Source organism: Klebsiella sp. K47 (assembly GCF_051858335.1).
In the GTDB taxonomy this organism is placed as follows: Bacteria; Pseudomonadota; Gammaproteobacteria; order Enterobacterales; family Enterobacteriaceae; genus Klebsiella; species Klebsiella pneumoniae.
The window spans coordinates 90,775-113,241 of the sequence record NZ_JBPYUI010000002.1; the positions used below are offsets into that span (position 1 = coordinate 90,775).

Below are 22,467 nucleotides of genomic sequence, written 5' to 3' on the forward strand. Positions count from 1 at the left end.
GCCTTAGAAGAAGACCACGTACACCGCTGCCGCGACGATAAAGCGGTAGATAGCGAACGGAATGAACGAGATCCGTTTGATCAGCTGCAGGAAGGTTTTAATCGCAATCAGCGCCACGATAAACGCCATCACGAAGCCGACGGCGAACATCGGGACGTCGCCCATGTTCAGGAAGCCGATGCTCTTGTAGACGTCCAGCACGGTGGCGCCCATCATCATCGGTACCGCCAGCAGGAAAGAGAACTCCGAGGCCGCATAGCGGCTGACGCCCATCAGCATGCCGCCGGAGATAGTCGCCCCCGAGCGGGAGAAACCTGGCCACAGCGCCAGGCACTGAAAGCAGCCGATGACGAACGCCTGACGGTAGGTCATATCGTCAATCCCGACCGCGCGCGGCTGTTTCGGCTTCAGCACTTCCGCTGCAATCAGCAATACGCCGCCGACAATCAGGGCGTACATCACGTTCACCGGGTTAAACAAGGATTTAATGGTGTCATGGAAAATCAGCCCCATCACCACCGCGGGGATCATGCCGAGAAGGATATGGATAAGCGACAAACGGCCGCTGCCCTGGCCTTCATGCGCCGGCGGTTTCCCGAAATGGATGCCGATCAGGCCGAACAGGCGACGCCAGAACATCACCACCACGGCGAGTATCGAACCTAACTGAATCACCACTTCAAAGGTATTTGCGGTATCACCTTCAAACCCCAGCAGGTGACCAACAATAATCATATGACCGGTACTGGAAACAGGTAAAAACTCTGTCAAACCCTCAACCACACCCAATATTGCCGCCACCAGCAGCGAGTGTATATCGCTCATCCAATTAAACCCTTTAAAAAAGTAAAATGAAAAAAACCAGGAACACGGTATCGTTCAACAGGCACAACCCGGCTGCCAGAGCGCGCGTAATCCGCAGCGTACAGGAAGTACACACGGATTCGTCCACCGTTCTGGAAGGACATCGCCAGTAAAATTGCCTGATGACCGGATGCTATGACCGGTATAAACGCAATTTGTTTAACAAGTATGACCTGAAAAGTTTTGTTTCAGATTAAGGCCACGTTCAATAATCACCCCGACGTTTGCCGCGCGAGCCACGGCGCCAGGTTTGCTGACTTTTATGCGCACCCATGGCGACTGGAATGTTTCCAGCAGCAGGTCGGCCACCTCTTCCGCCACCCGCTCCACTAACGCAAATTTCCCCCCCTCCACATGCGCGATCACGCGCTCGCTGATATCAGCATAGCTGAGGCAATCGCTGACATCATCGCTGGCGGCCGCCTTGCGGTTATCCCATGCAATTTCGATATCGAACACCAGCTTCTGCTCAATGGTTTGTTCCCAGTCATAAACACCAATGGTGGTGATTACCGAAAGTTGCTCTATAAATACAATATCCATCACGCCCTGCCTGCTTTTTAGCTAAACCGGATACCACTTCCGGCGAATTATGCGTATTATCCACAGATGCAGAGAATACAACGACATTTTCAAAACGGAACAGCGTTATGAGTGCAATCGCGCCTGGACTGGTACTCCTCGCCTACCTCTGCGGCTCCATTTCCAGCGCCATTCTGGTATGTCGCCTTGCTGGCCTGCCCGACCCACGCGACAGCGGCTCAGGCAACCCCGGGGCCACTAACGTACTACGAATTGGCGGAAAAGGGGCGGCCGTAGCGGTACTTATTTTTGATGTGCTGAAGGGCATGCTCCCGGTGTGGGGCGCCTGGGCGCTGGGCCTTACGCCGTTCTGGCTGGGGTTAGTGGCGATTGCCGCCTGCGTGGGCCATATCTGGCCAGTCTTCTTTCATTTCCGCGGCGGTAAAGGCGTCGCCACGGCCTTCGGCGCTATCGCCCCCATCGGGCTCGATCTCACCGGGGTGATGGCCGGGACCTGGCTGCTGACCATCCTGCTCAGCGGCTACTCTTCCCTGGGCGCTATCGTCAGCGCGCTGATCGCCCCGTTCTACGTCTGGTGGTTCAAACCGCAGTATACCTTTCCGGTGTCGATGCTCTCCTGCCTGATCCTCCTGCGCCATCACGACAACATTCAGCGTCTGTGGCGTCGCCAGGAGAGCAAAATCTGGACCCGCGTGAAGAAGAAAAAAACACCAGAGCAGAAGTAATCTCCCCTCCCGGCTCCGCCAGCCGGGGAACTCTCCTGCGCTAATCGCGCCTTTCACCCGCCCTTTTACGCTTCCTCGCCATCAAAGGCGATCATCGCCACATCCTCCTTTTGTAACAATACGTTAGCAGCATGGAAAGGCAAAAGTTGCGCTGGCGGCTGGCGGCGCGGCGCAACCCGATCCGCCGCCTTTTCCGCCGCGCCCAGGCTGCGGATCAGGATATTGACGGCAAAGATTATCCGGGTGAATAATCCGGAGCGGTTATGCCGCTTTCCCCTCGCGCCCGTCGCGACGCTCCGGGTTACGGATGACATAAGCGTTTCGTATGACCGGGATAAACTCCCGCCGATCAATACTCATTGCTGCTGTTTTATCTTGATTTTGCAGGGGCGCAACATTGCACGGCACCGTGTTACCACCACTCAAAAAAGGCTGGCAGGCCACGCTGGATCTCCGCTTTCAGCAGGCCGGCGGCAAGACCGTTCTCGCCAGCGCCCAACACGTCGGCCCGCTGACCGTCCAGCTCCCGTTTTACCCGGAAGAAGAGACCTGTCACCTCTATCTGCTTCACCCGCCCGGCGGCATCGTCGGCGGTGATGAGCTGACAATTAGCGCGCACCTTGCCCCCGGCTGCCATACGCTGATAACCATGCCTGGCGCCAGCAAGTTTTACCGCAGCAGCGGCGCGCAAGCGCTAGTTCGCCAGCAGTTGACCCTTGCCCCGCAGGCGACCCTGGAGTGGCTCCCGCAGGATGCCATCTTCTTTCCCGGGGCGAATGCCCGGCTGTTCACTACCTTTCATCTTTGCGCCTCCAGCAGGCTGCTGGCCTGGGATCTGCTCTGCCTTGGCCGCCCGGTGATTGGCGAAACCTTCAGCCACGGCACCCTCAGCAACCGGCTGGAGGTATGGGTGGACGATGAGCCGCTGCTGGTCGAGCGCCTGCAGCTGCAGGAGGGAGAGCTCTCCAGCGTCGCCGAACGTCCCTGGGTCGGCACTTTGCTGTGCTATCCGGCTACCGATGCCCTGCTCGACGGGGTGCGCGACGCGCTGGCGCCGCTCGGTCTCTACGCCGGCGCCAGCCTGACCGACCGCCTGCTGACGGTGCGTTTCCTCAGTGACGATAATCTGATTTGCCAGCGGGTGATGCGCGACGTATGGCAGTTTCTGCGCCCTCACCTCACCGGCAAATCTCCCGTACTTCCCCGAATCTGGCTGACTTAAGAGAACGTTATGGAACTGACCCCCCGAGAAAAAGACAAGCTGTTGCTGTTTACCGCCGCGCTGGTGGCGGAGCGTCGCCTGGCCCGCGGCCTGAAGCTCAACTATCCGGAGTCCGTGGCCCTCATCAGCGCCTTTATTATGGAAGGCGCTCGGGACGGCAAAAGCGTGGCCTCGCTGATGGAGGAAGGCCGTCACGTCCTGACCCGCGAGCAGGTGATGGAGGGCGTCCCGGAAATGATCCCGGATATCCAGGTCGAAGCCACCTTCCCGGACGGCTCGAAGCTGGTCACCGTTCACAACCCGATTATCTGAGGTAGCGCCATGATCCCCGGTGAATATCACGTTAAGCCCGGTCAGATAGCCCTGAATACCGGCCGGGCAACCTGTCGCGTGGTCGTTGAGAACCACGGCGATCGGCCGATTCAGGTCGGTTCGCACTACCATTTCGCCGAGGTTAACCCGGCGCTGAAGTTCGACCGTCAGCAGGCCGCCGGCTATCGCCTGAATATCCCGGCGGGCACGGCGGTACGCTTTGAACCCGGCCAGAAACGCGAGGTCGAGCTGGTGGCCTTCGCCGGTCACCGCGCCGTCTTCGGCTTCCGCGGCGAGGTCATGGGCCCTCTGGAGGTAAACGATGAGTAATATTTCACGCCAGGCCTATGCCGATATGTTCGGCCCCACCGTCGGCGACAAGGTGCGCCTGGCGGATACCGAGCTGTGGATCGAGGTGGAGGACGATTTGACCACCTACGGGGAAGAGGTCAAATTCGGCGGCGGCAAAGTGATCCGCGACGGCATGGGCCAGGGGCAGATGCTGGCCGCCGACTGTGTCGACCTGGTGCTCACCAACGCGTTGATCGTCGATCACTGGGGGATCGTTAAGGCCGATATCGGCGTGAAGGACGGCCGGATCTTCGCCATCGGCAAAGCCGGTAACCCCGACATCCAGCCCAACGTCACCATCCCCATCGGCGCCGCGACGGAAGTGATTGCCGCCGAAGGAAAAATTGTCACCGCCGGCGGGATCGATACCCATATTCACTGGATCTGTCCGCAGCAGGCGGAAGAGGCGCTGGTCTCCGGCGTGACCACCATGGTCGGCGGCGGCACCGGCCCGGCCGCGGGCACCCATGCCACCACCTGCACCCCGGGCCCGTGGTATATCTCACGCATGCTGCAGGCGGCCGACAGCCTGCCGGTCAATATCGGCCTGCTGGGCAAGGGCAACGTTTCTCAGCCGGATGCCCTTCGCGAGCAGGTGGCGGCGGGCGTTATTGGCCTGAAGATCCATGAGGACTGGGGCGCCACCCCGGCGGCGATCGACTGTGCGTTAACCGTCGCCGATGAAATGGACATCCAGGTTGCCCTGCACAGCGACACCCTCAATGAATCCGGATTTGTGGAAGACACCCTCGCCGCCATCGGCGGGCGCACCATCCACACCTTCCATACCGAAGGGGCCGGCGGCGGCCATGCGCCGGACATCATCACCGCCTGCGCCCACCCGAACATTTTGCCGTCGTCCACCAACCCAACGCTGCCCTACACCCTCAACACCATCGATGAACATCTCGATATGCTGATGGTCTGCCACCATCTGGACCCGGACATCGCTGAGGACGTGGCCTTTGCCGAGTCGCGCATTCGCCGGGAAACCATCGCTGCGGAAGACGTGCTGCACGATCTCGGCGCCTTCTCGCTCACCTCCTCCGATTCGCAGGCCATGGGCCGCGTCGGGGAAGTGATTCTCCGCACCTGGCAGGTGGCGCATCGCATGAAGGTGCAGCGCGGAGCGCTGGCGGAGGAGACCGGGGATAACGACAACTTCCGCGTGAAGCGCTACATCGCCAAATACACCATCAACCCGGCGCTGACCCACGGCATCGCACACGAAGTCGGATCCATTGAGGTGGGTAAGCTGGCTGACCTCGTGGTCTGGTCACCAGCCTTCTTCGGCGTGAAACCGGCCACCGTGATCAAAGGCGGCATGATCGCCATCGCGCCGATGGGCGATATCAATGCCTCTATTCCGACCCCGCAGCCGGTGCACTACCGCCCGATGTTTGGCGCGCTGGGCAGCGCCCGCCATCACTGCCGCCTCACCTTCCTGTCGCAGGCGGCGGCAGCCAATGGCGTTGCCGGGCGGCTGAACCTGCGCAGCGCGATCGCCGTGGTGAAAGGCTGCCGTACGGTGCAGAAAGCCGACATGGTGCACAACAGCCTGCAGCCTAACATCACCGTCGACGCCCAGACCTATGAGGTGCGGGTGGATGGCGAACTTATCACCAGCGAGCCGGCAGACGTTCTGCCGATGGCGCAACGATATTTTCTGTTTTAAGGAGAGCGGATGCTTTATTTAACTCAACGTCTGGAGATCCCCGCCGCCGCGACCGCCAGCGTTACGCTGCCGATTGATGTTCGCGTCAAAAGCCGGGTTAAGGTCACCCTCAACGATGGCCGGGAAGCCGGCCTGCTGCTGCCCCGCGGCCTGCTGCTGCGCGGCGGCGATGTGCTCAGCAACGAAGAAGGCACCGAGTTTGTGCAGGTGATTGCCGCTGATGAAGGGGTGTCGGTAGTGCGCTGCGACGATCCGTTTATGCTGGCGAAGGCCTGCTACCACCTCGGCAACCGTCACGTGCCGCTGCAGATCATGCCGGGCGAGCTGCGCTACCATCACGATCACGTGCTGGACGATATGCTGCGCCAGTTCGGCCTGACGGTGACCTTTGGCCAGCTGCCGTTCGAGCCGGAAGCCGGCGCTTACGCCAGCGAGAGCCACGGTCATCATCATGCTCATCATGACCACCACGCTCACAGCCACTAGCATGTCGACAGCGGAACAACGCCTGCGGCTGATGCAGCTGGCCAGCAGCAACCTGCCGGTAGGGGGTTACAGCTGGTCCCAGGGGCTGGAGTGGGCTGTGGAAGCCGGCTGGGTGCTGGACGTCGCGGCCTTCGAGCGCTGGCAGCGACGCCAGATGACGGAAGGCTTTTTTACCGTTGACCTGCCGCTGTTCGCCCGCCTGTACCGCGCCTGCGAACAAGGCGATATCGCTGCGGCCCAGCGCTGGACCGCCTATCTGCTGGCCTGCCGGGAAACTCGTGAACTGCGGGAGGAAGAGCGCAACCGCGGCGCGGCGTTTGCCCGTCTGCTGAGCGACTGGCAGCCGGACTGTCCGCCGCCGTGGCGCTCCCTGTGCCAGCAAAGCCAGCTCGCCGGGATGGCCTGGCTCGGCGTGCGCTGGCGTATCGCCCTGCCCGAGATGGCCCTCAGCCTGGGCTATAGCTGGATTGAGAGCGCCGTGATGGCCGGCGTCAAGCTGGTCCCCTTCGGCCAGCAGGCCGCCCAGCAGCTGATTTTACGTCTTTGTGACCACTACGCGGCCGAGATGCCCCGCGCGCTGGCCGCGCCGGACGGCGATATCGGATCGGCCACCCCGCTCGCCGCCATCGCCTCTGCCCGGCATGAAACCCAATACTCTCGATTATTCCGTTCCTAGGAGAAGCCATGAACTCTTATAAACACCCGCTGCGCGTCGGCGTCGGCGGCCCGGTCGGCTCCGGTAAAACCGCTCTGCTGGAAGCACTGTGTAAAGCGATGCGCGATACCTGGCAGCTGGCGGTGGTCACTAACGACATCTATACCAAAGAAGATCAGCGCATCCTCACCGAAGCGGGCGCGCTGGCGCCTGAACGCATCGTCGGTGTGGAAACCGGCGGCTGCCCGCATACGGCGATCCGCGAAGATGCCTCAATGAACCTCGCCGCCGTGGAAGCGCTGAGTGAAAAGTTCGGTAACCTCGACCTTATCTTCGTGGAAAGCGGCGGCGATAACCTGAGCGCCACCTTCAGCCCAGAGCTGGCGGATCTGACCATCTACGTCATCGATGTGGCCGAAGGGGAGAAGATCCCGCGCAAAGGCGGGCCAGGGATCACCAAATCCGATTTTCTGGTGATCAATAAAACCGACCTTGCCCCCTATGTGGGCGCATCGCTGGAGGTGATGGCGAGCGATACCCAGCGTATGCGCGGCGATCGCCCATGGACCTTCACCAATCTGAAGCAGGGCGACGGCCTGAGCACCATTATCGCCTTCCTCGAAGACAAAGGCATGCTTGGCAAATAGGCCTGTTGCACCAGCCGGGCGCAAGCGCGTCCGGATGGTGCAGCCTCTGCTCTCTCTTTATATCATCCTGCCTCCACCTCCGCGCCACGCCTGCCCTGCAATATGGCATAAGGTTTGCTAATTCAAGTCATGCCTAACCATTAAGGAATGACTATGTCATCACTGGATCTTAACCCTGAATTACCCGCGACAACGCGGACTTCCGGCTCCCGGGAAACCTTAGAAGATTACACCTTACGTTACGCCCCGCTGAGCTTTCGCCGCTGGGGTCCGGGCGTCGTCGCGGTCACCGCGCTGGGCGGCATCGCCTATCTGGCCGACTTTTCCATCGGCGCCAGCATCGGTATGGCCTGGGGCACCAGCAACGCCATCTATTCGATCCTGGTGGCGGCGCTGGTGATCTTCCTCACCGGCATTCCGCTGGCGATCACCGCCGCGCGCTACAACATTGACCTTGACCTGATCACCCGCAGCGCCGGCTTCGGCTATTTCGGCTCGGTGATCACCAGCATTATTTTTGCCGGCTTCACCTTTATCTTCTTCGCCCTCGAAGGCTCGATCATGGCCCAGGGGCTGCTGGTGGGCCTCGGGATCCCGCTGTGGATGGGATATCTGATCGCCACCCTGATGGTGCTCCCGCTGGTGGTCTATGGCATGAAAGCTCTGACCCGCCTGCAGGTGTGGACCACGCCGCTGTGGCTGGTGCTGATGGTGGTGCCGGTGGTGTGGCTGATTGCCAAAGATCCGCAGCTGGTGGACGGCTTCCTGCATTTCGCCGGTAAAAACAGCGCGTCGACGGTGGATATTACCGCCATCATGCTCGGCGCCGGGGTATGCCTGTCGCTGATCATGCAGATTGGCGAGCAAATTGATTACCTGCGCTTTATGCCGCCTAAGACCGCGGAGAACCGTAAAAGCTGGTGGCTGGCGGTCTTTTCCGCCGGCCCGGGCTGGGTGGTGTTAGGCGCGATCAAACAGATCATTGGCGCCTTCCTCGGCTTCTATCTGTTGACCCGTTTCCCGGCGGTGCACAATACCGAACCGGTGCAGCAGTTCGTTAGCGTCTTCGATAACCTGGTGCCCGGCTGGCTGGCCCTGACGCTGGCGGTGGTGCTGGTGGTGATCTCGCAGATCAAAATTAACGTCACCAATGCCTACTCCGGCTCGCTGGCGTGGACCAGCGCCTGGACCCGCACCACCAAACGCTATCCGGGACGGATTATTTTTGTGGTGGTCAACCTGGCGATTGCCCTGGCGCTGATGGAGGGCGATATGTTCAGCGCCCTGTCGTGGATCCTCGGCTTTTACTCCAACTTCGCCATCGCCTGGGTCGTGGTGGTGGCGACCGACATCACCTTTAATAAAGGCTTGCTCAAGCTGGCGCCGGCGCAGCCGGAGTATCGTCGCGGCATGATCTACAACGTTAACCCGGTGGGCGTGGTCTCCTTTGGTCTGGCCGCCGGGCTGTCGATCTGCGCCTTCTTCGGTCTGCTGGGGGCGACGCTGGCGCCGTTCTCGCCGCTGATTGCGCTGGTCGTTGCCTTTGTCATGACCCCGCTGATGGGGCTCCTTACCCGCGGGCGCTACTATATTAAGCAGGTGGATGACGGCATCGCCGAGCCGCGCTATGACGCGGCGGGGAATGCCTCCACCACCGTGTATCAATGCGTTAGCTGTGAGGAAGAGTACGAGCGCCCGGACGTGATGCACTCGCACAAGCATCAGGGAGCCATCTGCTCGCTGTGTAAAAGTATGGAGTAGTCAGGAAGGCAGGCCGACGTGACGTCGGCCTGTTTCAGGATGCGTTAGGCGGCAGGCAGCTCGGCCAGCGGCCAGCGCGGGCGAACCGTCACGCCGAGCTCGGCTTTGGCGCCGGTTTGCAGACGCACCATGCCGGCGTAGGCGATCATCGCGCCGTTGTCAGTACAGAACTCAGGGCGGGCGTAGAACACCTCGCCGCCGCGTTTTTGCATCATCTCCGCCAGCTTCGCCCGCAGGGTACGGTTGGCGCTCACGCCTCCCGCCATCACCAGACGCTTAAAGCCGGTTTGCTCCAGCGCGCGGCGACATTTAATCATTAGTGTATCGACGACCGCATCCTCAAACGCCCGGGCGATGTCGGCGCGGGTTTGCTCATCGTCGCCGTTGCTGCGAATGGTGTTGGCGGCGAAGGTCTTCAGGCCGGAGAAGCTGAAGTCCAGCCCCGGACGGTCGGTCATCGGCCGCGGGAAGACAAAGCGGCCTTCGGTGCCCTGGGACGCCATTTTCGACAGCATCGGCCCGCCGGGATAATCCAGTCCCAGCAGCTTCGCCGTCTTATCAAAGGCTTCGCCCGCCGCATCGTCAATCGACTCGCCCAGCAGTTCATACTGACCAATACCGGTGACGCTAATCAACTGGGTGTGGCCGCCGGAAACCAGCAGCGCGACGAACGGGAACGCCGGCGGGTTATCTTCCAGCATCGGCGCCAGCAGGTGCCCTTCCATATGGTGTACCGGGATCGCCGGCACGTTCCAGGCGAAGGCCAGCGACCGGCCAACGGTCGCCCCGACCAGCAGCGCGCCGACCAGGCCTGGACCCGCCGTATAGGCGACGGCGTCGATATCTTTCGCCGTCAGACCGGCTTCTTTCAGCGCCGCCTGGATCAGCGGCACCGTTTTGCGCACGTGGTCGCGCGATGCCAGCTCCGGCACCACGCCGCCGTAATCCGCATGCAGTTTCACCTGACTATACAATTGGTTGGCTAACAGACCTTGCTGGTCGTCATAAATCGCGATGCCGGTTTCATCGCAGGATGTTTCAATGCCCAGTACACGCATGAGTTGTTTTACCTCGCTTCAATACCGCGCAGTGTAGGTCCAATGACCGGCGATGTAAAACTTTGCTCACCCCTGGTGCTCTCTTCGTGTATACTCCTCACCCTTATAAAAGTCCCTTTCAAAAAAGGCGCCGGTGCTTTACAAAGCAGCAGTAGTTGCAGTAAAATTCCGCACCATTTTGAAATAAGCTGGCATTGCGGCCAGCGGCAAACCGAATTAATCAAAGGTGAGAGGCACATGCCGGTAATTAAAGTACGTGAAAACGAGCCGTTCGACGTAGCTCTGCGTCGCTTCAAGCGTTCCTGCGAAAAAGCAGGTGTTCTGGCGGAAGTTCGTCGTCGTGAGTTCTATGAAAAACCGACTACCGAACGTAAGCGCGCTAAAGCTTCTGCAGTGAAACGTCACGCGAAGAAACTGGCTCGCGAAAACGCACGCCGTACTCGTCTGTACTAATCTGTTGAGAGCGACGCTCTCAATTCAGACCGAGTTGTAGTTGTAAGGCCGTGCTTCCGAAAGGAATGCGCGGCTTATTTTCGTTTATAGTCATCAGAAATAACGGGGCTTATGGCTGGACGAATTCCACGTGTATTTATTAGCGATCTGCTTGCCAGAACCGACATCGTCGATCTGATCGATGCGCGGGTAAAGCTGAAAAAGCAGGGCAAAAATTTTCACGCGTGCTGTCCGTTCCATAACGAAAAAACCCCCTCTTTCACCGTCAACGGTGAAAAACAGTTTTACCACTGCTTCGGCTGCGGGGCGCACGGCAATGCTATCGACTTCCTGATGAACTACGACAAGCTCGAGTTCGTGGAAACGGTCGAAGAGCTGGCCGCCATGCACAACCTCGAAGTGCCTTATGAAGCAGGCAACGGACCCAGCCAGATAGAGCGCCATCAACGGCAGAACCTCTACCAGTTACTGGATGGTCTGAATGCGTTTTATCAACAGTCTCTGATGCAGCCCGCCGCCGATCCTGCGCGCCAGTACCTGGCGAAACGGGGGTTAAGCAGCGAGGTGATTACGCGCTTTGCCATCGGCTATGCTCCCCCAGGTTGGGATAACGTTTTAAAACGGTTTGGCGGCAATCAGGAAAACCGCCAGTCGCTTATTGATGCCGGCATGCTGGTCACCAACGATCAGGGACGCAGTTACGACCGCTTCCGCGAACGGGTGATGTTCCCCATCCGCGATAAGCGAGGCCGGGTGATTGGGTTTGGCGGACGGGTGCTGGGCGATGCCCTGCCGAAGTATCTGAACTCCCCGGAAACCGACATATTCCATAAAGGCCGCCAGCTGTATGGCCTGTATGAAGCGCAGCAGGATAACCCCGAACCACCGCGTTTGCTGGTTGTCGAAGGGTATATGGACGTCGTGGCGCTGGCGCAGTACGACATTAATTATGCCGTGGCCTCGCTGGGTACCTCGACCACGGCCGACCATATCCAGCTGCTGTTCCGGGTGACGAATAACGTCATCTGCTGCTACGACGGCGACCGGGCCGGCCGCGATGCCGCCTGGCGCGCGCTGGAGACGGCGCTGCCGTACATGACCGATGGTCGCCAGCTACGCTTTATGTTTCTGCCTGACGGCGAAGACCCGGATACGCTGGTGCGTAAAGAGGGCAAAGCGGCGTTCGAGGCGCGGATGGAGCAGGCTCAGCCGCTCTCCACGTTCTTGTTTAACAGCCTGCTGCCGCAGGTCGATCTGAGTACTCCGGACGGGCGCGCGCAGCTGAGCACGCTGGCGCTGCCGCTGATAACCCAGGTCCCGGGCGAAACGCTGCGCATCTATTTGCGTCAGGAGTTGGGCAATAAGCTGGGCATTTTAGATGACGCGCAGCTTGAACGATTAATGCCAAAACAGGCGGAAAATGGCGCGCCGCGTCCCGCACCGCAGCTAAAACGCACGACCATGCGTATACTGATAGGACTGCTGGTGCAAAACCCGGATCTGGCGCCGTTAGTCCCGCCGCTGGAGGGACTGGACTCGCGCAAAATGCCGGGACTGAGCCTGTTCAGCGAACTGGTGAAGAGCTGTCTGGCGCAGCCTGGTCTGACAACCGGGCAACTTTTAGAGCAATATCGCGGCACAAAAGAGGCGGCAACCCTTGAAAAACTGTCGATGTGGGACGATATAGCAGATAAAGACATCGCTGAACAAACCTTCACCGACTCGCTCAACCATATGTTTGATTCACTGCTGGAACTGCGACAGGAAGAGTTGATAGCTCGCGATCGCACACACGGTTTAAGCAGTGAAGAACGCCGGGAGCTCTGGACCATCAGCCAGGAGCTGGCGAAAAAATAAATGACAGACAATATCCTTCACGTTGTATCAAAGCAGTAAGAAAACGCAGAACAACGTGAAGGAAAAGTATTTAACGGCTTAAGTGCCGAGTATCGATCGGGAAGCCCCCGACAGCCGCGCAGAGGCGCAGCGGCAATAATATAAGTACGCCCTCGCTTTAAATGTCGACAGCCCGTCTGCCGACACCAATCAAACGAATTAAGTGTGGATACCGTCTTATGGAGCAAAACCCGCAGTCACAGCTGAAGCTTCTTGTCCAACGTGGTAAGGAGCAAGGCTATCTGACCTATGCCGAGGTCAATGACCATCTGCCGGAAGATATCGTCGATTCCGATCAGATCGAAGACATCATCCAAATGATCAACGACATGGGTATTCAGGTGATGGAAGAAGCACCGGATGCCGATGATCTGATGCTTGCCGAAAACACCGCGGATGAAGATGCTGCCGAAGCCGCCGCGCAGGTGCTCTCCAGCGTGGAATCCGAAATCGGGCGCACGACCGACCCGGTGCGTATGTACATGCGTGAAATGGGTACCGTAGAGCTGCTGACCCGTGAAGGCGAAATTGACATCGCCAAACGCATCGAAGACGGCATCAATCAGGTGCAGTGCTCCGTTGCCGAATATCCGGAAGCGATCACCTACCTGCTTGAGCAGTACGACCGCGTTGAAGCGGAAGAAGCCCGTCTGTCCGATCTGATCACCGGTTTCGTCGATCCGAACGCCGAAGAAGATATGGCGCCAACCGCCACCCACGTTGGCTCCGAGCTGTCTCAGGAAGAGATGGATGACGACGAAGACGAAGACGAAGATGAAGACGCCGACGACAACAGCGATGACGACAACAGCATCGACCCAGAGCTGGCCCGTGAGAAATTCGCCGAGCTGCGTACCCAGTACGAGCTGACGCGCGACACCATCAAAGCCAAAGGTCGTAGCCATGCCGCCGCCCAGGAAGAGATCCTGAAGCTGTCTGAAGTCTTCAAGCAGTTCCGCCTGGTGCCGAAGCAGTTCGATTACCTGGTCAACAGCATGCGCAGCATGATGGATCGCGTTCGTACTCAGGAACGTATCATCATGAAGCTGTGCGTTGAGCAGTGCAAAATGCCGAAGAAAAACTTCATCACCCTGTTCACCGGCAACGAAACCAGCGAAACCTGGTTCAACGCCGCGGTGGCAATGAACAAGCCGTGGTCTGAGAAGCTGCTGGAAGTGAAAGAAGATGTGCAGCGCGGCCTGCAGAAGCTGCAGCAGATTGAAGAAGAGACCGGCCTGACCATCGAGCAGGTTAAAGATATCAACCGTCGCATGTCCATCGGCGAAGCGAAAGCCCGTCGTGCGAAGAAAGAGATGGTTGAAGCGAACCTGCGTCTGGTTATCTCTATCGCCAAGAAATACACCAACCGCGGTCTGCAGTTCCTCGACCTGATTCAGGAAGGCAACATCGGTCTGATGAAAGCGGTCGATAAGTTCGAATACCGTCGCGGCTACAAGTTCTCGACCTACGCCACCTGGTGGATCCGTCAGGCCATCACCCGCTCTATCGCGGACCAGGCGCGCACCATCCGTATTCCGGTGCATATGATTGAGACCATTAACAAGCTCAACCGTATCTCCCGTCAGATGCTGCAGGAGATGGGCCGTGAACCGACCCCGGAAGAGCTGGCTGAGCGTATGCTGATGCCGGAAGACAAAATCCGTAAAGTGCTGAAGATCGCCAAAGAGCCTATCTCCATGGAAACGCCGATCGGCGACGATGAAGATTCGCATCTGGGGGATTTCATCGAGGATACCACCCTCGAGCTGCCGCTGGATTCTGCGACCACCGAGAGCCTGCGCGCGGCAACGCATGACGTGCTGGCCGGCCTCACCGCTCGTGAAGCGAAAGTGCTGCGTATGCGTTTCGGTATCGACATGAACACCGACCACACACTGGAAGAAGTGGGTAAACAGTTCGACGTTACCCGCGAACGTATCCGTCAGATCGAAGCGAAGGCGCTGCGTAAACTGCGCCACCCGAGCCGTTCTGAAGTGCTGCGTAGCTTCCTCGACGATTAATCGTCGCGGGGCATCGTCTACAGCCTGTTAAAAAGCTCCCTGCGGGGAGCTTTTTTTATGGCGTTCAGGTGGCCATCCCGGGAAAGTCGCCTCTCTCCGCTACTGGCCGCGGGTTGCCAGGGCATCGTCCAGTTCACGATAGGCCGCCACCAGCTTATCGAGCGTCGCCCGGTTTAAGCCGCTGGGATTAGGCAGCACCCACACCTGGGTCGTCCCGATGGTCATAGCCTGTTTCCCCCACTTCGCGCCGCGCTGGTTAAAGGCCAGCTCGAAGGCCTGCTTGCCGAGCACCGCCAGGGCCTGCGGCTGATACTCCTCAATTTTCCGCACCAGCTCACGGCCGCCGCTGCGTAACTCCTGCAAGGCGACCTCGCTGGCCTGCACCGTCGGACGCTCTACCAGCATGGTGATGCCGCAGCGCGTATCCAGCAGCTGCAGCTCCTCTTCCGGCCTGAGCTGCCGATCGGTGAACCCGGCCTGATGGATGACCTTCCAGAAGCGATTGCCAGGATGGGCAAAATGAAAGCCGGTATGGGCGGAGGACTTCCCCGGGTTGATACCGCAAAAGACAACGCGCAGGCCCGGCGCAAGGATATCGCTAATCATGTTTTCTCCGGCTGTATGGCTAAAACATGATTATAAAGGATTGAAAATGCATTGTTTATAAAAACAGCAGCTGCGCGCTTTACGCTGGATTGCAATCGCCAGTTACTTTATAATCCCTCGCCACGGCCCCTTAGCTCAGTGGTTAGAGCAGGCGACTCATAATCGCTTGGTCGTTGGTTCAAACCCAACAGGGGCCACCAAATTTTAGATTTAAAATCATATAATTAAGCCACTCGAAAGAGTGGCTTTTTTGTTCCTGAATTTTAAAATGGCACCACAAACCGCTGAGCAGCGCGCATGGCTTAGCGTGTTGTCGCTATCCCATTAAGAGGATAAAAAGTCCGTTATAACGCAGGGAAAATTTGCGCTTACGCTAAAACAGATAGCATTCTGCCTTAGCAAAATATTGCTCAGAGCATCTCGGGCAGCCCATAACCGCCGCACTCCTGTTGACTTCTGTCTAACTACGCAACGTAGTCTTAAAATATCTTTCATTCCTGCAATGCTGGAATTCATACTACTCACGATAAATGTAACAACACAGGTCAATTTCCAAATAATAACCATAGCCTGCGCCAGCTGATCGAAATCAACGCGTTCCTCCCCCCGCTCTTATATATAACCCGCTGACTTACAAAAAGGATGAAATGATGAAAATACTGGATATATCAATCAGTACCTGTCTGGCACTGTTATTAATGGGTTGCGTAGCTAAACCACCCATGACGACGGAAAATGAAAGAGGCCGCCGCGTTTGCTTTTAATGTCGATGCTTCGCAGGTGACAATTTCCGATGCGAGGCAGCAGGATGTGAAAACCAACTTTGTGGCCACCATCGGCAAAACCAGCCATCGCTGCTATGTGACGAAGGCCGCCGAGCCGAAGCTTTACGGGCTGATCCCGCTGGGCGGCGGTAGCACCGTCTCAGATGCCATCTGCGCCGGCGCCAACCCGACGCTAGCGAGCAAAACCTGCGACGCCCTGTCGCAGAAAGCGGGCCGCTGCTGAGCCTTTGCGCAGAAGAAGGCCGCTAACTGCGCATTTAGTCACTTTTTCTGCCGTTTTACCGCGGTCGCTTAGTTCAGTGACCGCACCTGCTGATAAGAATTGAGCCGTTCCCGCAGCGAGGTGAGCCAGACATCCGGCTCCTGACGGCAGATTTCGGTGAGGATCGGCGTCAGCACCAGCTCGGCTTCATGGAAGTCGGTCCACTCCGGCGGCTCCAGTGAAAAAGGATCGTTCATCAGCCAAATCACCATCGGCGTCCAGGCGCGCGGATCCAGTTGCAGATAATCCTGACAGCGCATCATATCTCGGGTCCGCGCCTCATCGGGGACGACATCCTTTCCCACCGCGGCGCTACTCATTGCCAGTACTGTTATTCCTGCCAGCAGATGTTTCCAAACCCATTTTCGCCAGAAGGCGCGTTTTTCTTTCGCCATTGTTATTATTTTACCTGCCAGTTGTCGCCGGACGATATTCCCGAGAACTCACCTTAATAAGAGCAGATTAATCGTTTGCATTTTTTTTAACAGCAGACCGCGCTGAAGCAAGTGAACGCCCGTTCCTACAGCTGTCATCCAGCTATGCAAATATATTCGTCTGGCTCAGCTCCACAATATTTCCCTGGCCCAAAACGATTTGTGTTACAATTACGCCTTATAACGGCATCGATAAAAATAACCCCCGCCGCACCTGCATCAGGCATCGCCCTTCTTTTTTCATATCAGGATTTACGCCCCCATGAATGCGATAATCATTGACGATCATCCATTGGCACGTATCGCCATTCGCAACATTCTCGACAGCAACGGTATTACCGTCGCGGCAGAGCTCGACAGCGGCGCTCATGCCGTGCAGACCGCGGAAAGCATGCAGCCTGACCTGCTCATCGTCGACGTCGATATTCCGGAGCTCAGCGGTATCGAGGTGCTGGAGCAGCTGCGCAAACGCCGCTACCAGGGAACAATCATCATCATTTCCGCTAAGAATGAACTGTTCTACGGCAAACGCAGCGCCGACTGCGGAGCAAATGGTTTTGTGAGTAAAAAAGAGGGAATGAATAATATCCTCGCCGCAATCGACGCAGCCAATAATGGCTACAGCTATTTCCCCTTTTCACTGGAACGCTTCTGCACCCACGGCATCACCGATCAGGACCGGCTGGATACGCTGTCAACGCAGGAGATGAAGGTGTTCCGCTATATTCTCAGCGGCGTCGACTACACCACCATCGGCAGCAAAATGAATATCAGCAATAAAACGGTAAGTACCTATAAGGTCCGTCTGATGGATAAATTAGGCTGCAGCACCCTGCTTGAGCTATATGACTTTGCGCAACGCAATAAAATAGGGTGATGGCATGGCGGTTCGTCTTATTTTATCCGTCGTTGTCGGGCTGGCGCTGAGCCTCTCGCCTGCCGCGTATGCCATGAAACAGCTGGAGCTGAAGAGCCATTCTCATATCGCGGCGATCGATATCCCGCTTAGCGGTAAGGAGAAAGCATGGCTGGCGGCGCAGCCGACGCTGACCGTCGGGACCTGGCTTCCCGAGAGGACACCTATCGTCTATGACGGCGACGAGAAAAGTTATCAGGGCATTAACGCCGACTATCTGGCGCTGATGGCGCACAGCCTCGGACTGAAGGTGATTATCCGCCAGTATGACACCGAGCAGCAGGCGCTCACCGCCCTGGCCGACCGCCAGGTGGATACCCTGCTCACTCAGGTGGCGCACCGGGATGCGCTCGCCCCGGGCCTGGATCAATCCGCGCCGCTGCTTAAAACCTGGCCGACGCTGGTCACCTCGCTGAAATCCCCTCTGCCGCCGCTGACCACTGACCGCCGCGTCACGCTGGCCTGCACCCGCGATTGCGCTTTTTTCGATATTATTCAGCAGGCGTTTCCCAACGCCAAAATCACCCTTTATGATAGCGACTATCAGGCTCTCGCCTCGGTGGTCAGCGGCGAGAATCAGTATTTTATCGGCAACAACATCACCACTGGCCACTGCATCTCGAAATATTTCTCGCAATCGCTGGTTATCGCGCACTATTTTCGTCAGCAGGAGCAACACAACCGCTTTGTCACCCGTGACGATCGGCCAGAGCTGCATCAACTCCTCGACCGTTTTATCCATGCCGTCGACAGCGACACCGCGATGCGGATCATGCAAAACTGGCTCAACCGTGGCGATCTGTCGTTTCTCAATACCCCGCTTACCTTTAGCCCCGAAGAGCAGCGCTGGCTGCAGAAGCATCGTCGCGTCCGCCTGCTGGTGAACCCCTATTTCCCGCCATTTACCCTGGTGGATAACGAGGATGAACTGCGCGGCATCATGGCCGATATGCTGAATATTGTCTCACTCCAGACCGGCCTGCAGTTTGACCCTATTCTGGTGCGCAACCGTCAGGCTCTGGCAAAGCGCATGGAAAAAGAGGACTGGGCGATCATACCCGCCGCCACCCTGATCCCACAGCCGCAGGCCTACGTCACCCTCAGCGATCCGCTCATTAACGTGGCCTTTGTGCTGGTCGCCCGCGGCAGCGCCCCCGACCAGCATCTGCTGACGCGCTCGGCGCGGATCGCCCTGCCGGTCGGGCCTATCGCCGCCCATGATCTGAAAGCGCGTTTTCCGCTGATTAACTGGGTGGAAACGGATAACGTTGGCGTCGCCATGAAGATGGTAGAGGAAGGCGAAGTGGATGCCGCCGTAGCCTCGGAGCTTTCCGCCCGCTATATGATCGACCACTACTATCCACAGGGTCTGCACTACACCCGCATTGATGGACTCCCCGTCGCGGCCATTCGGCTGGCCATCCCGCGCGATGAACCGGTGCTGGCCGCCATTCTTAACAAAGCGCTGCAGGTTATTCCGCCACGGGATATTCTGCAGATGACCGAGAAGTGGTCGAAAATCTCCAGTCAGCAAATAGAGAACTGGAGCCAGTACAGCCGCCAGTTTTACCAGCTGATCGCCTTTGCGCTGGTGCTGATCGCCATCAGCCTCGGCTGGGGACTCTCTCTGTGTCGGGAAGTGCGCAAACGCAAAGACTCCCAGCAGCGGCTCGAGGAGGAGCTGGCGCAGAAGGAGGCCCTCTCCTGTGCGCTGGAGCGCGAAAAAGACAAAGCGATTCAGGCGACAAAAGCCAAGAGCCGCTTTCTGGCCAGCATGAGCCACGAGCTGCGCACGCCGGTGAGCGCCATCGTCGGCTTTCTGGAGCTGCTGGCGAAACCGGAGCTGAACGGCGGCCAGCGTAAAGAGGCGATCGAGCTGGCGGGATCGACGGCGCAAACCCTACTGGGACTTATCGGCAATATTCTTGATATCGACAAGATTGAATCGGGAAAATACCAGGTTACCCCGCAGTGGAGCGATGTCGCACAGTTAGTGTCGCAGCAGTGTCATACCTTCGACGCGCTGGCGCAGCAAAAGGGCATCGATCTGCACTACCATAACGCGCTGCAGGAAGGGAACATGCTGTGGGTCGACCCGCAGGCGCTACGGCAAATCCTCAATAATCTCATCGGCAATGCGCTGAAGTTTACCGTCGAAGGCGCAATTCAGGTCTCCTGCCGGCTGACGCCGGCGAATGAGACACAGGGAGAGCTGGCCCTCATGGTTAGCGACAGCGGCTGCGGGATCAGTGAAGCAGAGCAGGCCACCCTCTTCCACCGCTATGCCCAGGCGCGCCAGGGACGACAGCAGACCGGCTCCGGACTGGGGCTGGTCATTTGCAAAGAGCTGGTTGCGCTGATGCAGGGTCGCCTGAAGATGGTCAGCCGTCCGGGCGTGGGGACCACTTTCACCATCACGCTGCCGGTCAAGGCGAGCCGCTGCGCGATCCACGCGCCGCAGGCGTCGCCCGCCAGACCGCAAGCTCTACCCGGGCTGGCGATACTGATAGCGGACGATCACCCCACCAACCGGCTACTGCTCAAGCGCCAGCTCAGCACTATCGGCTATAGCGTCGATGAAGCCTGCGACGGTGAAGAGGCAGAGAATAAGCTCGCCAGCAAACATTACGATCTGCTGATAACGGACCTCAATATGCCGAAGAAAGATGGCCTGGCGCTGGCGGCCTCGCTACGCCGTCGCTATCCGGGCCTGGTAATTTGGGGCGTGACTGCCAGCGCGCTGCCGCAGTCGCGGGAGGCGTGTCTGGCCAGCGGCATGAATATGTGTCTGTTTAAGCCGGTGTCGGTCCAGACGCTGAGTCATGAGCTCAGCCGTTTAGCGGTGGGCCGCGCATCACCTCACGCTACCCGGCACCTGAAGCTCAGCGTGCTGAGCGAGAATACGGGGGGAGACCAGGCGCTGATGAATGAGATGCTGGAGACGTTCCGCGATGCGTCGGCCGCGGATTTACAGGCTGCCGGACAGGCAATCGCCCGGCATGAGCCGCAGATTTTTCTGCGGGCGCTGCACCGTCTGCACGGTTCAGCACAAATTCTGGGGATTACTGCGCTACAACAACTGTGCGCCCCTTTTGAGGCAAAGCGGCCTGATTCGCTGACGCCGGCAAGCTGTCTGGAGGTGGTACAGCGCATCACCGGCGTCATGCGCGAGATCGATGGCGAAATCGACGCCCTGATCGGCCGCTAGCCGTTCCGCTCGGGCAGTCCGCCTGCCCGAGCGTTAAGGGGACATCCTTGTCAGTTTTTTCCTCTGCGCTCTCTCAGGGTGGAACAAGTATCAGTTGCCTGCCACCAGCATCTCGCTATCCACCACAATGCCCTCTTCAGCGCCCTTCAGCACCAGATTCGCTTCGTAATATTTACCGGCTTTCAGCAGTTCTTGCGCCTGCGCTACCGCCTTACGGGTCTGGTTAAGCGGCATCAGATACTGGTTCTCAATCACGCCAATACCGGCCAGACGCAGGGTATCGATAGCCCCTTTCTGATCGCCTTTCGCCAGCTTTTCGTTGGCGGATTGGATAGCGCTCTCTTTTTCCGGCGTGGCCACATAGTCTTCAGACAGGGCGATAGAGGCGTTAATGATCACATAGCGATCGGCGATCATTTTGGCTTTAGCATCAGTTTTCACAAACTTCGCCCAGCTGGCATCATCGGCGGCCAGCAGCGCGGCGGCGTCGTCTGTCAGTTTTTTGGCGCTATCCGGCTGGCCATGGAACAGCGCCAGACGGGCGAACTGGATGTCGCGCATCGCATTCGCGCCCTGCACCGCCACCTGCAGCACATCGGCGGCTTCTTTCTGTACCTGCGTCGTGGCTGCCGCGGCTGGCGCTGCCGTCGCGCTATCTGTTGCCCATACCGGAGAGGTACTCATCATGGTTGCCAGCAGGCTCGCCAGAATGACTTTTTTCATCGTTGACTCCTGATTAAAATCGGTAAGCATCACCAAACGCAGCCAGCTTAAAAAATATCGCGGGCATTGAGAATCAGAGCCCGGAAGTAATATTGCGGGCCTGGTCTGACAGCTGTCAGACCAGGCGTATAAAGTGGCCTCGGCGCTCTTATTTACGCCTGCCGATCGCGCGGCCTACTATTTTCCTCAGACCTTTCTTTTGGCCCGCTGAATAAACCCTCACGCTTTTTATTCAGCGTCAGGCCGCCAACCGGGATCTGCGGAGCAATTATGTTTATGTTTAGCCATTACACCTTAAATGCGTTTAGCCCACGCGTCTTCATTCGATATAAACGGCATGCCTGCCTGATGGCGGTATTGCTGTTTATCTGCGGAGCCTGTTGTCTGGCCTGGCCGTTGGTCGCCGGCTGGTATCTCGCCACAGTAACCGGCATGTTATTGATGATCTGCGGCTTCTATTCGCTGTACAGCCTGATTGTCTTCCGCCAGCAGCACTGGAAATCACGCCTGGTGGCGCTGATCTTCGCCATCGCCTGGATCGTGCTCGGCCTGAGCTTTGTCGTCAATCCTCTCAAGGGTATGAGCAGTCTGGCCATTTTATTTGGCTTTTTATTTGTTCTCGGCGGTATTTCCCGCATCGTTAACGGATGTCAAACCCGCCAACAAAGCGGCGCTGGCTGGAATATTTTTATCGGCCTGTTGGATTTACTTATCGCTTGCCTGTGGCTGGCCATGAACCCGCAGCAAAGCTGGTTATTTATTACCGCCTTTATCGGCGTTGAAATGATATTTAGCGCCATCGGCTTGTTGGTCCTGCGCAATAAAATGAAGCACGCTGAGGCTTAAGCCCTATTTTGTCACTGG

The 22,467-nt window shown here is 58.1% G+C and carries 24 protein-coding genes and 1 tRNA gene; 18 read left to right on the forward strand and 7 right to left on the reverse strand.

Features of this window, described 5'->3' with window-relative positions; all coding sequences use genetic code 11:
- Nucleotides 1-3 precede the first annotated feature (3 nt).
- Complete coding sequence (bacA, locus tag RRF55_RS02185) at nucleotides 4-825, reverse strand: undecaprenyl-diphosphate phosphatase (protein WP_004144532.1); 822 nt, start codon at nucleotides 823-825, stop codon at nucleotides 4-6.
- A gap of 198 nt (nucleotides 826-1,023) precedes the next feature.
- Nucleotides 1,024-1,407, reverse strand: a complete 384-nt coding sequence (gene folB / locus RRF55_RS02190) for a bifunctional dihydroneopterin aldolase/7,8-dihydroneopterin epimerase (protein ID WP_004150923.1) — start codon at nucleotides 1,405-1,407, stop codon at nucleotides 1,024-1,026.
- Nucleotides 1,408-1,514: 107 nt separating this feature from the next.
- Between folB and plsY the strand changes: the two genes are divergently transcribed.
- The gene (gene plsY, locus RRF55_RS02195) at nucleotides 1,515-2,132 is read left to right on the forward strand and encodes a glycerol-3-phosphate 1-O-acyltransferase PlsY (protein ID WP_004144530.1); all 618 of its coding nucleotides are present in this window, start codon (nucleotides 1,515-1,517) and stop codon (nucleotides 2,130-2,132) included.
- Nucleotides 2,133-2,263: 131 nt separating this feature from the next.
- On the forward strand, nucleotides 2,264-2,383 hold the full coding sequence (locus RRF55_RS02200; RefSeq protein WP_020324810.1) for a hypothetical protein: 120 nt from the start codon (nucleotides 2,264-2,266) through the stop codon (nucleotides 2,381-2,383).
- Nucleotides 2,384-2,393: 10 nt separating this feature from the next.
- Here the strand turns inward: RRF55_RS02200 and RRF55_RS02205 are convergent, their stop codons facing one another.
- Nucleotides 2,394-2,540: a short-chain dehydrogenase gene (locus RRF55_RS02205; protein ID WP_004144529.1), complete on the reverse strand. Its 147-nt coding sequence runs from the start codon at nucleotides 2,538-2,540 to the stop codon at nucleotides 2,394-2,396.
- Between RRF55_RS02205 and RRF55_RS02210 the strand changes: the two genes are divergently transcribed.
- From RRF55_RS02210 to RRF55_RS02245, 8 genes are all read left to right on the forward strand, one after another.
- Nucleotides 2,530-3,354: an urease accessory protein UreD gene (locus RRF55_RS02210; RefSeq protein WP_439419084.1), complete on the forward strand. Its 825-nt coding sequence runs from the start codon at nucleotides 2,530-2,532 to the stop codon at nucleotides 3,352-3,354. The two genes, RRF55_RS02205 and RRF55_RS02210, sit on opposite strands and share 11 nt — an antisense overlap.
- Nucleotides 3,355-3,363: 9 nt before the next feature.
- Complete coding sequence (locus tag RRF55_RS02215; RefSeq protein ID WP_002916871.1) at nucleotides 3,364-3,666, forward strand: urease subunit gamma; 303 nt, start codon at nucleotides 3,364-3,366, stop codon at nucleotides 3,664-3,666.
- 9 nt (nucleotides 3,667-3,675) lie between these two features.
- On the forward strand, nucleotides 3,676-3,996 hold the full coding sequence (locus RRF55_RS02220; RefSeq protein ID WP_002916872.1) for an urease subunit beta: 321 nt from the start codon (nucleotides 3,676-3,678) through the stop codon (nucleotides 3,994-3,996).
- Nucleotides 3,989-5,692, forward strand: a complete 1,704-nt coding sequence (gene ureC, locus RRF55_RS02225) for an urease subunit alpha (RefSeq protein ID WP_021314161.1) — start codon at nucleotides 3,989-3,991, stop codon at nucleotides 5,690-5,692. The genes RRF55_RS02220 and ureC overlap by 8 nt, the downstream gene beginning before the upstream one ends.
- 9 nt (nucleotides 5,693-5,701) lie before the next feature.
- Nucleotides 5,702-6,178 carry an urease accessory protein UreE gene (ureE, locus tag RRF55_RS02230; protein ID WP_002916875.1) on the forward strand — a complete coding sequence of 159 codons (477 nt, stop codon included), beginning with the start codon at nucleotides 5,702-5,704 and terminating at the stop codon, nucleotides 6,176-6,178.
- A gap of 1 nt (nucleotide 6,179) precedes the next feature.
- Nucleotides 6,180-6,854, forward strand: a complete 675-nt coding sequence (locus RRF55_RS02235; RefSeq protein WP_004150924.1) for an urease accessory protein UreF — start codon at nucleotides 6,180-6,182, stop codon at nucleotides 6,852-6,854.
- 8 nt (nucleotides 6,855-6,862) lie between these two features.
- Nucleotides 6,863-7,480 (forward strand): urease accessory protein UreG, encoded by a 618-nt coding sequence (ureG, locus tag RRF55_RS02240; protein WP_002916877.1) that lies wholly within the window; start codon nucleotides 6,863-6,865, stop codon nucleotides 7,478-7,480.
- A gap of 153 nt (nucleotides 7,481-7,633) precedes the next feature.
- Nucleotides 7,634-9,241: a purine-cytosine permease family protein gene (locus RRF55_RS02245; protein WP_040236147.1), complete on the forward strand. Its 1,608-nt coding sequence runs from the start codon at nucleotides 7,634-7,636 to the stop codon at nucleotides 9,239-9,241.
- Nucleotides 9,242-9,285: 44 nt separating this feature from the next.
- On the opposite strand, the gene tsaD is transcribed toward RRF55_RS02245, so the two are convergent.
- Complete coding sequence (tsaD, locus tag RRF55_RS02250; protein ID WP_002916879.1) at nucleotides 9,286-10,299, reverse strand: tRNA (adenosine(37)-N6)-threonylcarbamoyltransferase complex transferase subunit TsaD; 1,014 nt, start codon at nucleotides 10,297-10,299, stop codon at nucleotides 9,286-9,288.
- Nucleotides 10,300-10,536: 237 nt separating this feature from the next.
- Here tsaD and rpsU point away from each other — a divergent pair, with 237 nt between their 5' ends.
- The 3 genes from rpsU to rpoD all read left to right on the forward strand — a co-directional run bounded on the left by rpsU (nucleotide 10,537) and on the right by rpoD (nucleotide 14,669).
- Nucleotides 10,537-10,752 (forward strand): 30S ribosomal protein S21, encoded by a 216-nt coding sequence (rpsU, locus tag RRF55_RS02255; protein ID WP_001144069.1) that lies wholly within the window; start codon nucleotides 10,537-10,539, stop codon nucleotides 10,750-10,752.
- 111 nt (nucleotides 10,753-10,863) lie between these two features.
- Nucleotides 10,864-12,609 carry a DNA primase gene (dnaG, locus tag RRF55_RS02260; protein WP_004149864.1) on the forward strand — a complete coding sequence of 582 codons (1,746 nt, stop codon included), beginning with the start codon at nucleotides 10,864-10,866 and terminating at the stop codon, nucleotides 12,607-12,609.
- 218 nt (nucleotides 12,610-12,827) lie between these two features.
- On the forward strand, nucleotides 12,828-14,669 hold the full coding sequence (gene rpoD, locus RRF55_RS02265; RefSeq protein ID WP_004174339.1) for an RNA polymerase sigma factor RpoD: 1,842 nt from the start codon (nucleotides 12,828-12,830) through the stop codon (nucleotides 14,667-14,669).
- 99 nt (nucleotides 14,670-14,768) lie between these two features.
- Here the strand turns inward: rpoD and mug are convergent, their stop codons facing one another.
- Nucleotides 14,769-15,275, reverse strand: a complete 507-nt coding sequence (gene mug / locus RRF55_RS02270; RefSeq protein ID WP_002917636.1) for a G/U mismatch-specific DNA glycosylase — start codon at nucleotides 15,273-15,275, stop codon at nucleotides 14,769-14,771.
- A gap of 124 nt (nucleotides 15,276-15,399) precedes the next feature.
- Between mug and RRF55_RS02275 the strand changes: the two genes are divergently transcribed.
- Together RRF55_RS02275 and RRF55_RS02280 are read left to right on the forward strand one after the other, a co-directional pair.
- Nucleotides 15,400-15,475 (forward strand) — tRNA-Ile (locus tag RRF55_RS02275).
- A 535-nt stretch (nucleotides 15,476-16,010) separates the two neighbouring features.
- Nucleotides 16,011-16,283 (forward strand): hypothetical protein, encoded by a 273-nt coding sequence (locus RRF55_RS02280; protein WP_004889691.1) that lies wholly within the window; start codon nucleotides 16,011-16,013, stop codon nucleotides 16,281-16,283.
- A gap of 68 nt (nucleotides 16,284-16,351) precedes the next feature.
- Here the strand turns inward: RRF55_RS02280 and RRF55_RS02285 are convergent, their stop codons facing one another.
- A complete protein-coding gene (locus tag RRF55_RS02285; protein ID WP_004900718.1) occupies nucleotides 16,352-16,717 on the reverse strand; it encodes an HdeA/HdeB family chaperone in 366 nt (121 codons plus the stop codon).
- Between the two features lie 301 nt (nucleotides 16,718-17,018).
- On the opposite strand from RRF55_RS02285, the gene evgA reads away from it, so the two are divergent.
- Together evgA and RRF55_RS02295 are read left to right on the forward strand one after the other, a co-directional pair.
- On the forward strand, nucleotides 17,019-17,633 hold the full coding sequence (gene evgA / locus RRF55_RS02290) for an acid-sensing system DNA-binding response regulator EvgA (protein ID WP_032415558.1): 615 nt from the start codon (nucleotides 17,019-17,021) through the stop codon (nucleotides 17,631-17,633).
- Nucleotides 17,634-17,637: 4 nt separating this feature from the next.
- Complete coding sequence (locus tag RRF55_RS02295) at nucleotides 17,638-20,880, forward strand: ATP-binding protein (RefSeq protein ID WP_032415560.1); 3,243 nt, start codon at nucleotides 17,638-17,640, stop codon at nucleotides 20,878-20,880.
- A 90-nt stretch (nucleotides 20,881-20,970) separates the two neighbouring features.
- Here RRF55_RS02295 and RRF55_RS02300 read toward each other — a convergent pair whose 3' ends face one another.
- Nucleotides 20,971-21,633 (reverse strand): YfdX family protein, encoded by a 663-nt coding sequence (locus tag RRF55_RS02300; protein WP_004144810.1) that lies wholly within the window; start codon nucleotides 21,631-21,633, stop codon nucleotides 20,971-20,973.
- A 240-nt stretch (nucleotides 21,634-21,873) separates the two neighbouring features.
- Here RRF55_RS02300 and RRF55_RS02305 point away from each other — a divergent pair, with 240 nt between their 5' ends.
- The gene (locus tag RRF55_RS02305; protein WP_439419085.1) at nucleotides 21,874-22,449 is read left to right on the forward strand and encodes an HdeD family acid-resistance protein; all 576 of its coding nucleotides are present in this window, start codon (nucleotides 21,874-21,876) and stop codon (nucleotides 22,447-22,449) included.
- The last annotated feature ends 18 nt before the right edge of the window (nucleotides 22,450-22,467 follow it).

What these genes read in the sequence shown, in the direction of transcription:
- bacA (WP_004144532.1), bottom strand. Translation starts at nt 825, where the DNA reads ATGAGCGATATACACTCGCTGCTGGTGGCGGCAATATTGGGTGTGGTT.
- folB (WP_004150923.1), bottom strand. Translation starts at nt 1,407, where the DNA reads ATGGATATTGTATTTATAGAGCAACTTTCGGTAATCACCACCATTGGT.
- plsY (WP_004144530.1), top strand. Translation starts at nt 1,515, where the DNA reads ATGAGTGCAATCGCGCCTGGACTGGTACTCCTCGCCTACCTCTGCGGC.
- RRF55_RS02200 (WP_020324810.1), top strand. Translation starts at nt 2,264, where the DNA reads ATGGAAAGGCAAAAGTTGCGCTGGCGGCTGGCGGCGCGGCGCAACCCG.
- RRF55_RS02215 (WP_002916871.1), top strand. Translation starts at nt 3,364, where the DNA reads ATGGAACTGACCCCCCGAGAAAAAGACAAGCTGTTGCTGTTTACCGCC.
- RRF55_RS02220 (WP_002916872.1), top strand. Translation starts at nt 3,676, where the DNA reads ATGATCCCCGGTGAATATCACGTTAAGCCCGGTCAGATAGCCCTGAAT.
- ureC (WP_021314161.1), top strand. Translation starts at nt 3,989, where the DNA reads ATGAGTAATATTTCACGCCAGGCCTATGCCGATATGTTCGGCCCCACC.
- ureE (WP_002916875.1), top strand. Translation starts at nt 5,702, where the DNA reads ATGCTTTATTTAACTCAACGTCTGGAGATCCCCGCCGCCGCGACCGCC.
- RRF55_RS02235 (WP_004150924.1), top strand. Translation starts at nt 6,180, where the DNA reads ATGTCGACAGCGGAACAACGCCTGCGGCTGATGCAGCTGGCCAGCAGC.
- ureG (WP_002916877.1), top strand. Translation starts at nt 6,863, where the DNA reads ATGAACTCTTATAAACACCCGCTGCGCGTCGGCGTCGGCGGCCCGGTC.
- RRF55_RS02245 (WP_040236147.1), top strand. Translation starts at nt 7,634, where the DNA reads ATGTCATCACTGGATCTTAACCCTGAATTACCCGCGACAACGCGGACT.
- tsaD (WP_002916879.1), bottom strand. Translation starts at nt 10,299, where the DNA reads ATGCGTGTACTGGGCATTGAAACATCCTGCGATGAAACCGGCATCGCG.
- rpsU (WP_001144069.1), top strand. Translation starts at nt 10,537, where the DNA reads ATGCCGGTAATTAAAGTACGTGAAAACGAGCCGTTCGACGTAGCTCTG.
- dnaG (WP_004149864.1), top strand. Translation starts at nt 10,864, where the DNA reads ATGGCTGGACGAATTCCACGTGTATTTATTAGCGATCTGCTTGCCAGA.
- rpoD (WP_004174339.1), top strand. Translation starts at nt 12,828, where the DNA reads ATGGAGCAAAACCCGCAGTCACAGCTGAAGCTTCTTGTCCAACGTGGT.
- mug (WP_002917636.1), bottom strand. Translation starts at nt 15,275, where the DNA reads ATGATTAGCGATATCCTTGCGCCGGGCCTGCGCGTTGTCTTTTGCGGT.
- RRF55_RS02280 (WP_004889691.1), top strand. Translation starts at nt 16,011, where the DNA reads ATGAAAGAGGCCGCCGCGTTTGCTTTTAATGTCGATGCTTCGCAGGTG.
- RRF55_RS02285 (WP_004900718.1), bottom strand. Translation starts at nt 16,717, where the DNA reads ATGGCGAAAGAAAAACGCGCCTTCTGGCGAAAATGGGTTTGGAAACAT.
- evgA (WP_032415558.1), top strand. Translation starts at nt 17,019, where the DNA reads ATGAATGCGATAATCATTGACGATCATCCATTGGCACGTATCGCCATT.
- RRF55_RS02295 (WP_032415560.1), top strand. Translation starts at nt 17,638, where the DNA reads ATGGCGGTTCGTCTTATTTTATCCGTCGTTGTCGGGCTGGCGCTGAGC.
- RRF55_RS02300 (WP_004144810.1), bottom strand. Translation starts at nt 21,633, where the DNA reads ATGCTTACCGATTTTAATCAGGAGTCAACGATGAAAAAAGTCATTCTG.
- RRF55_RS02305 (WP_439419085.1), top strand. Translation starts at nt 21,874, where the DNA reads ATGTTTATGTTTAGCCATTACACCTTAAATGCGTTTAGCCCACGCGTC.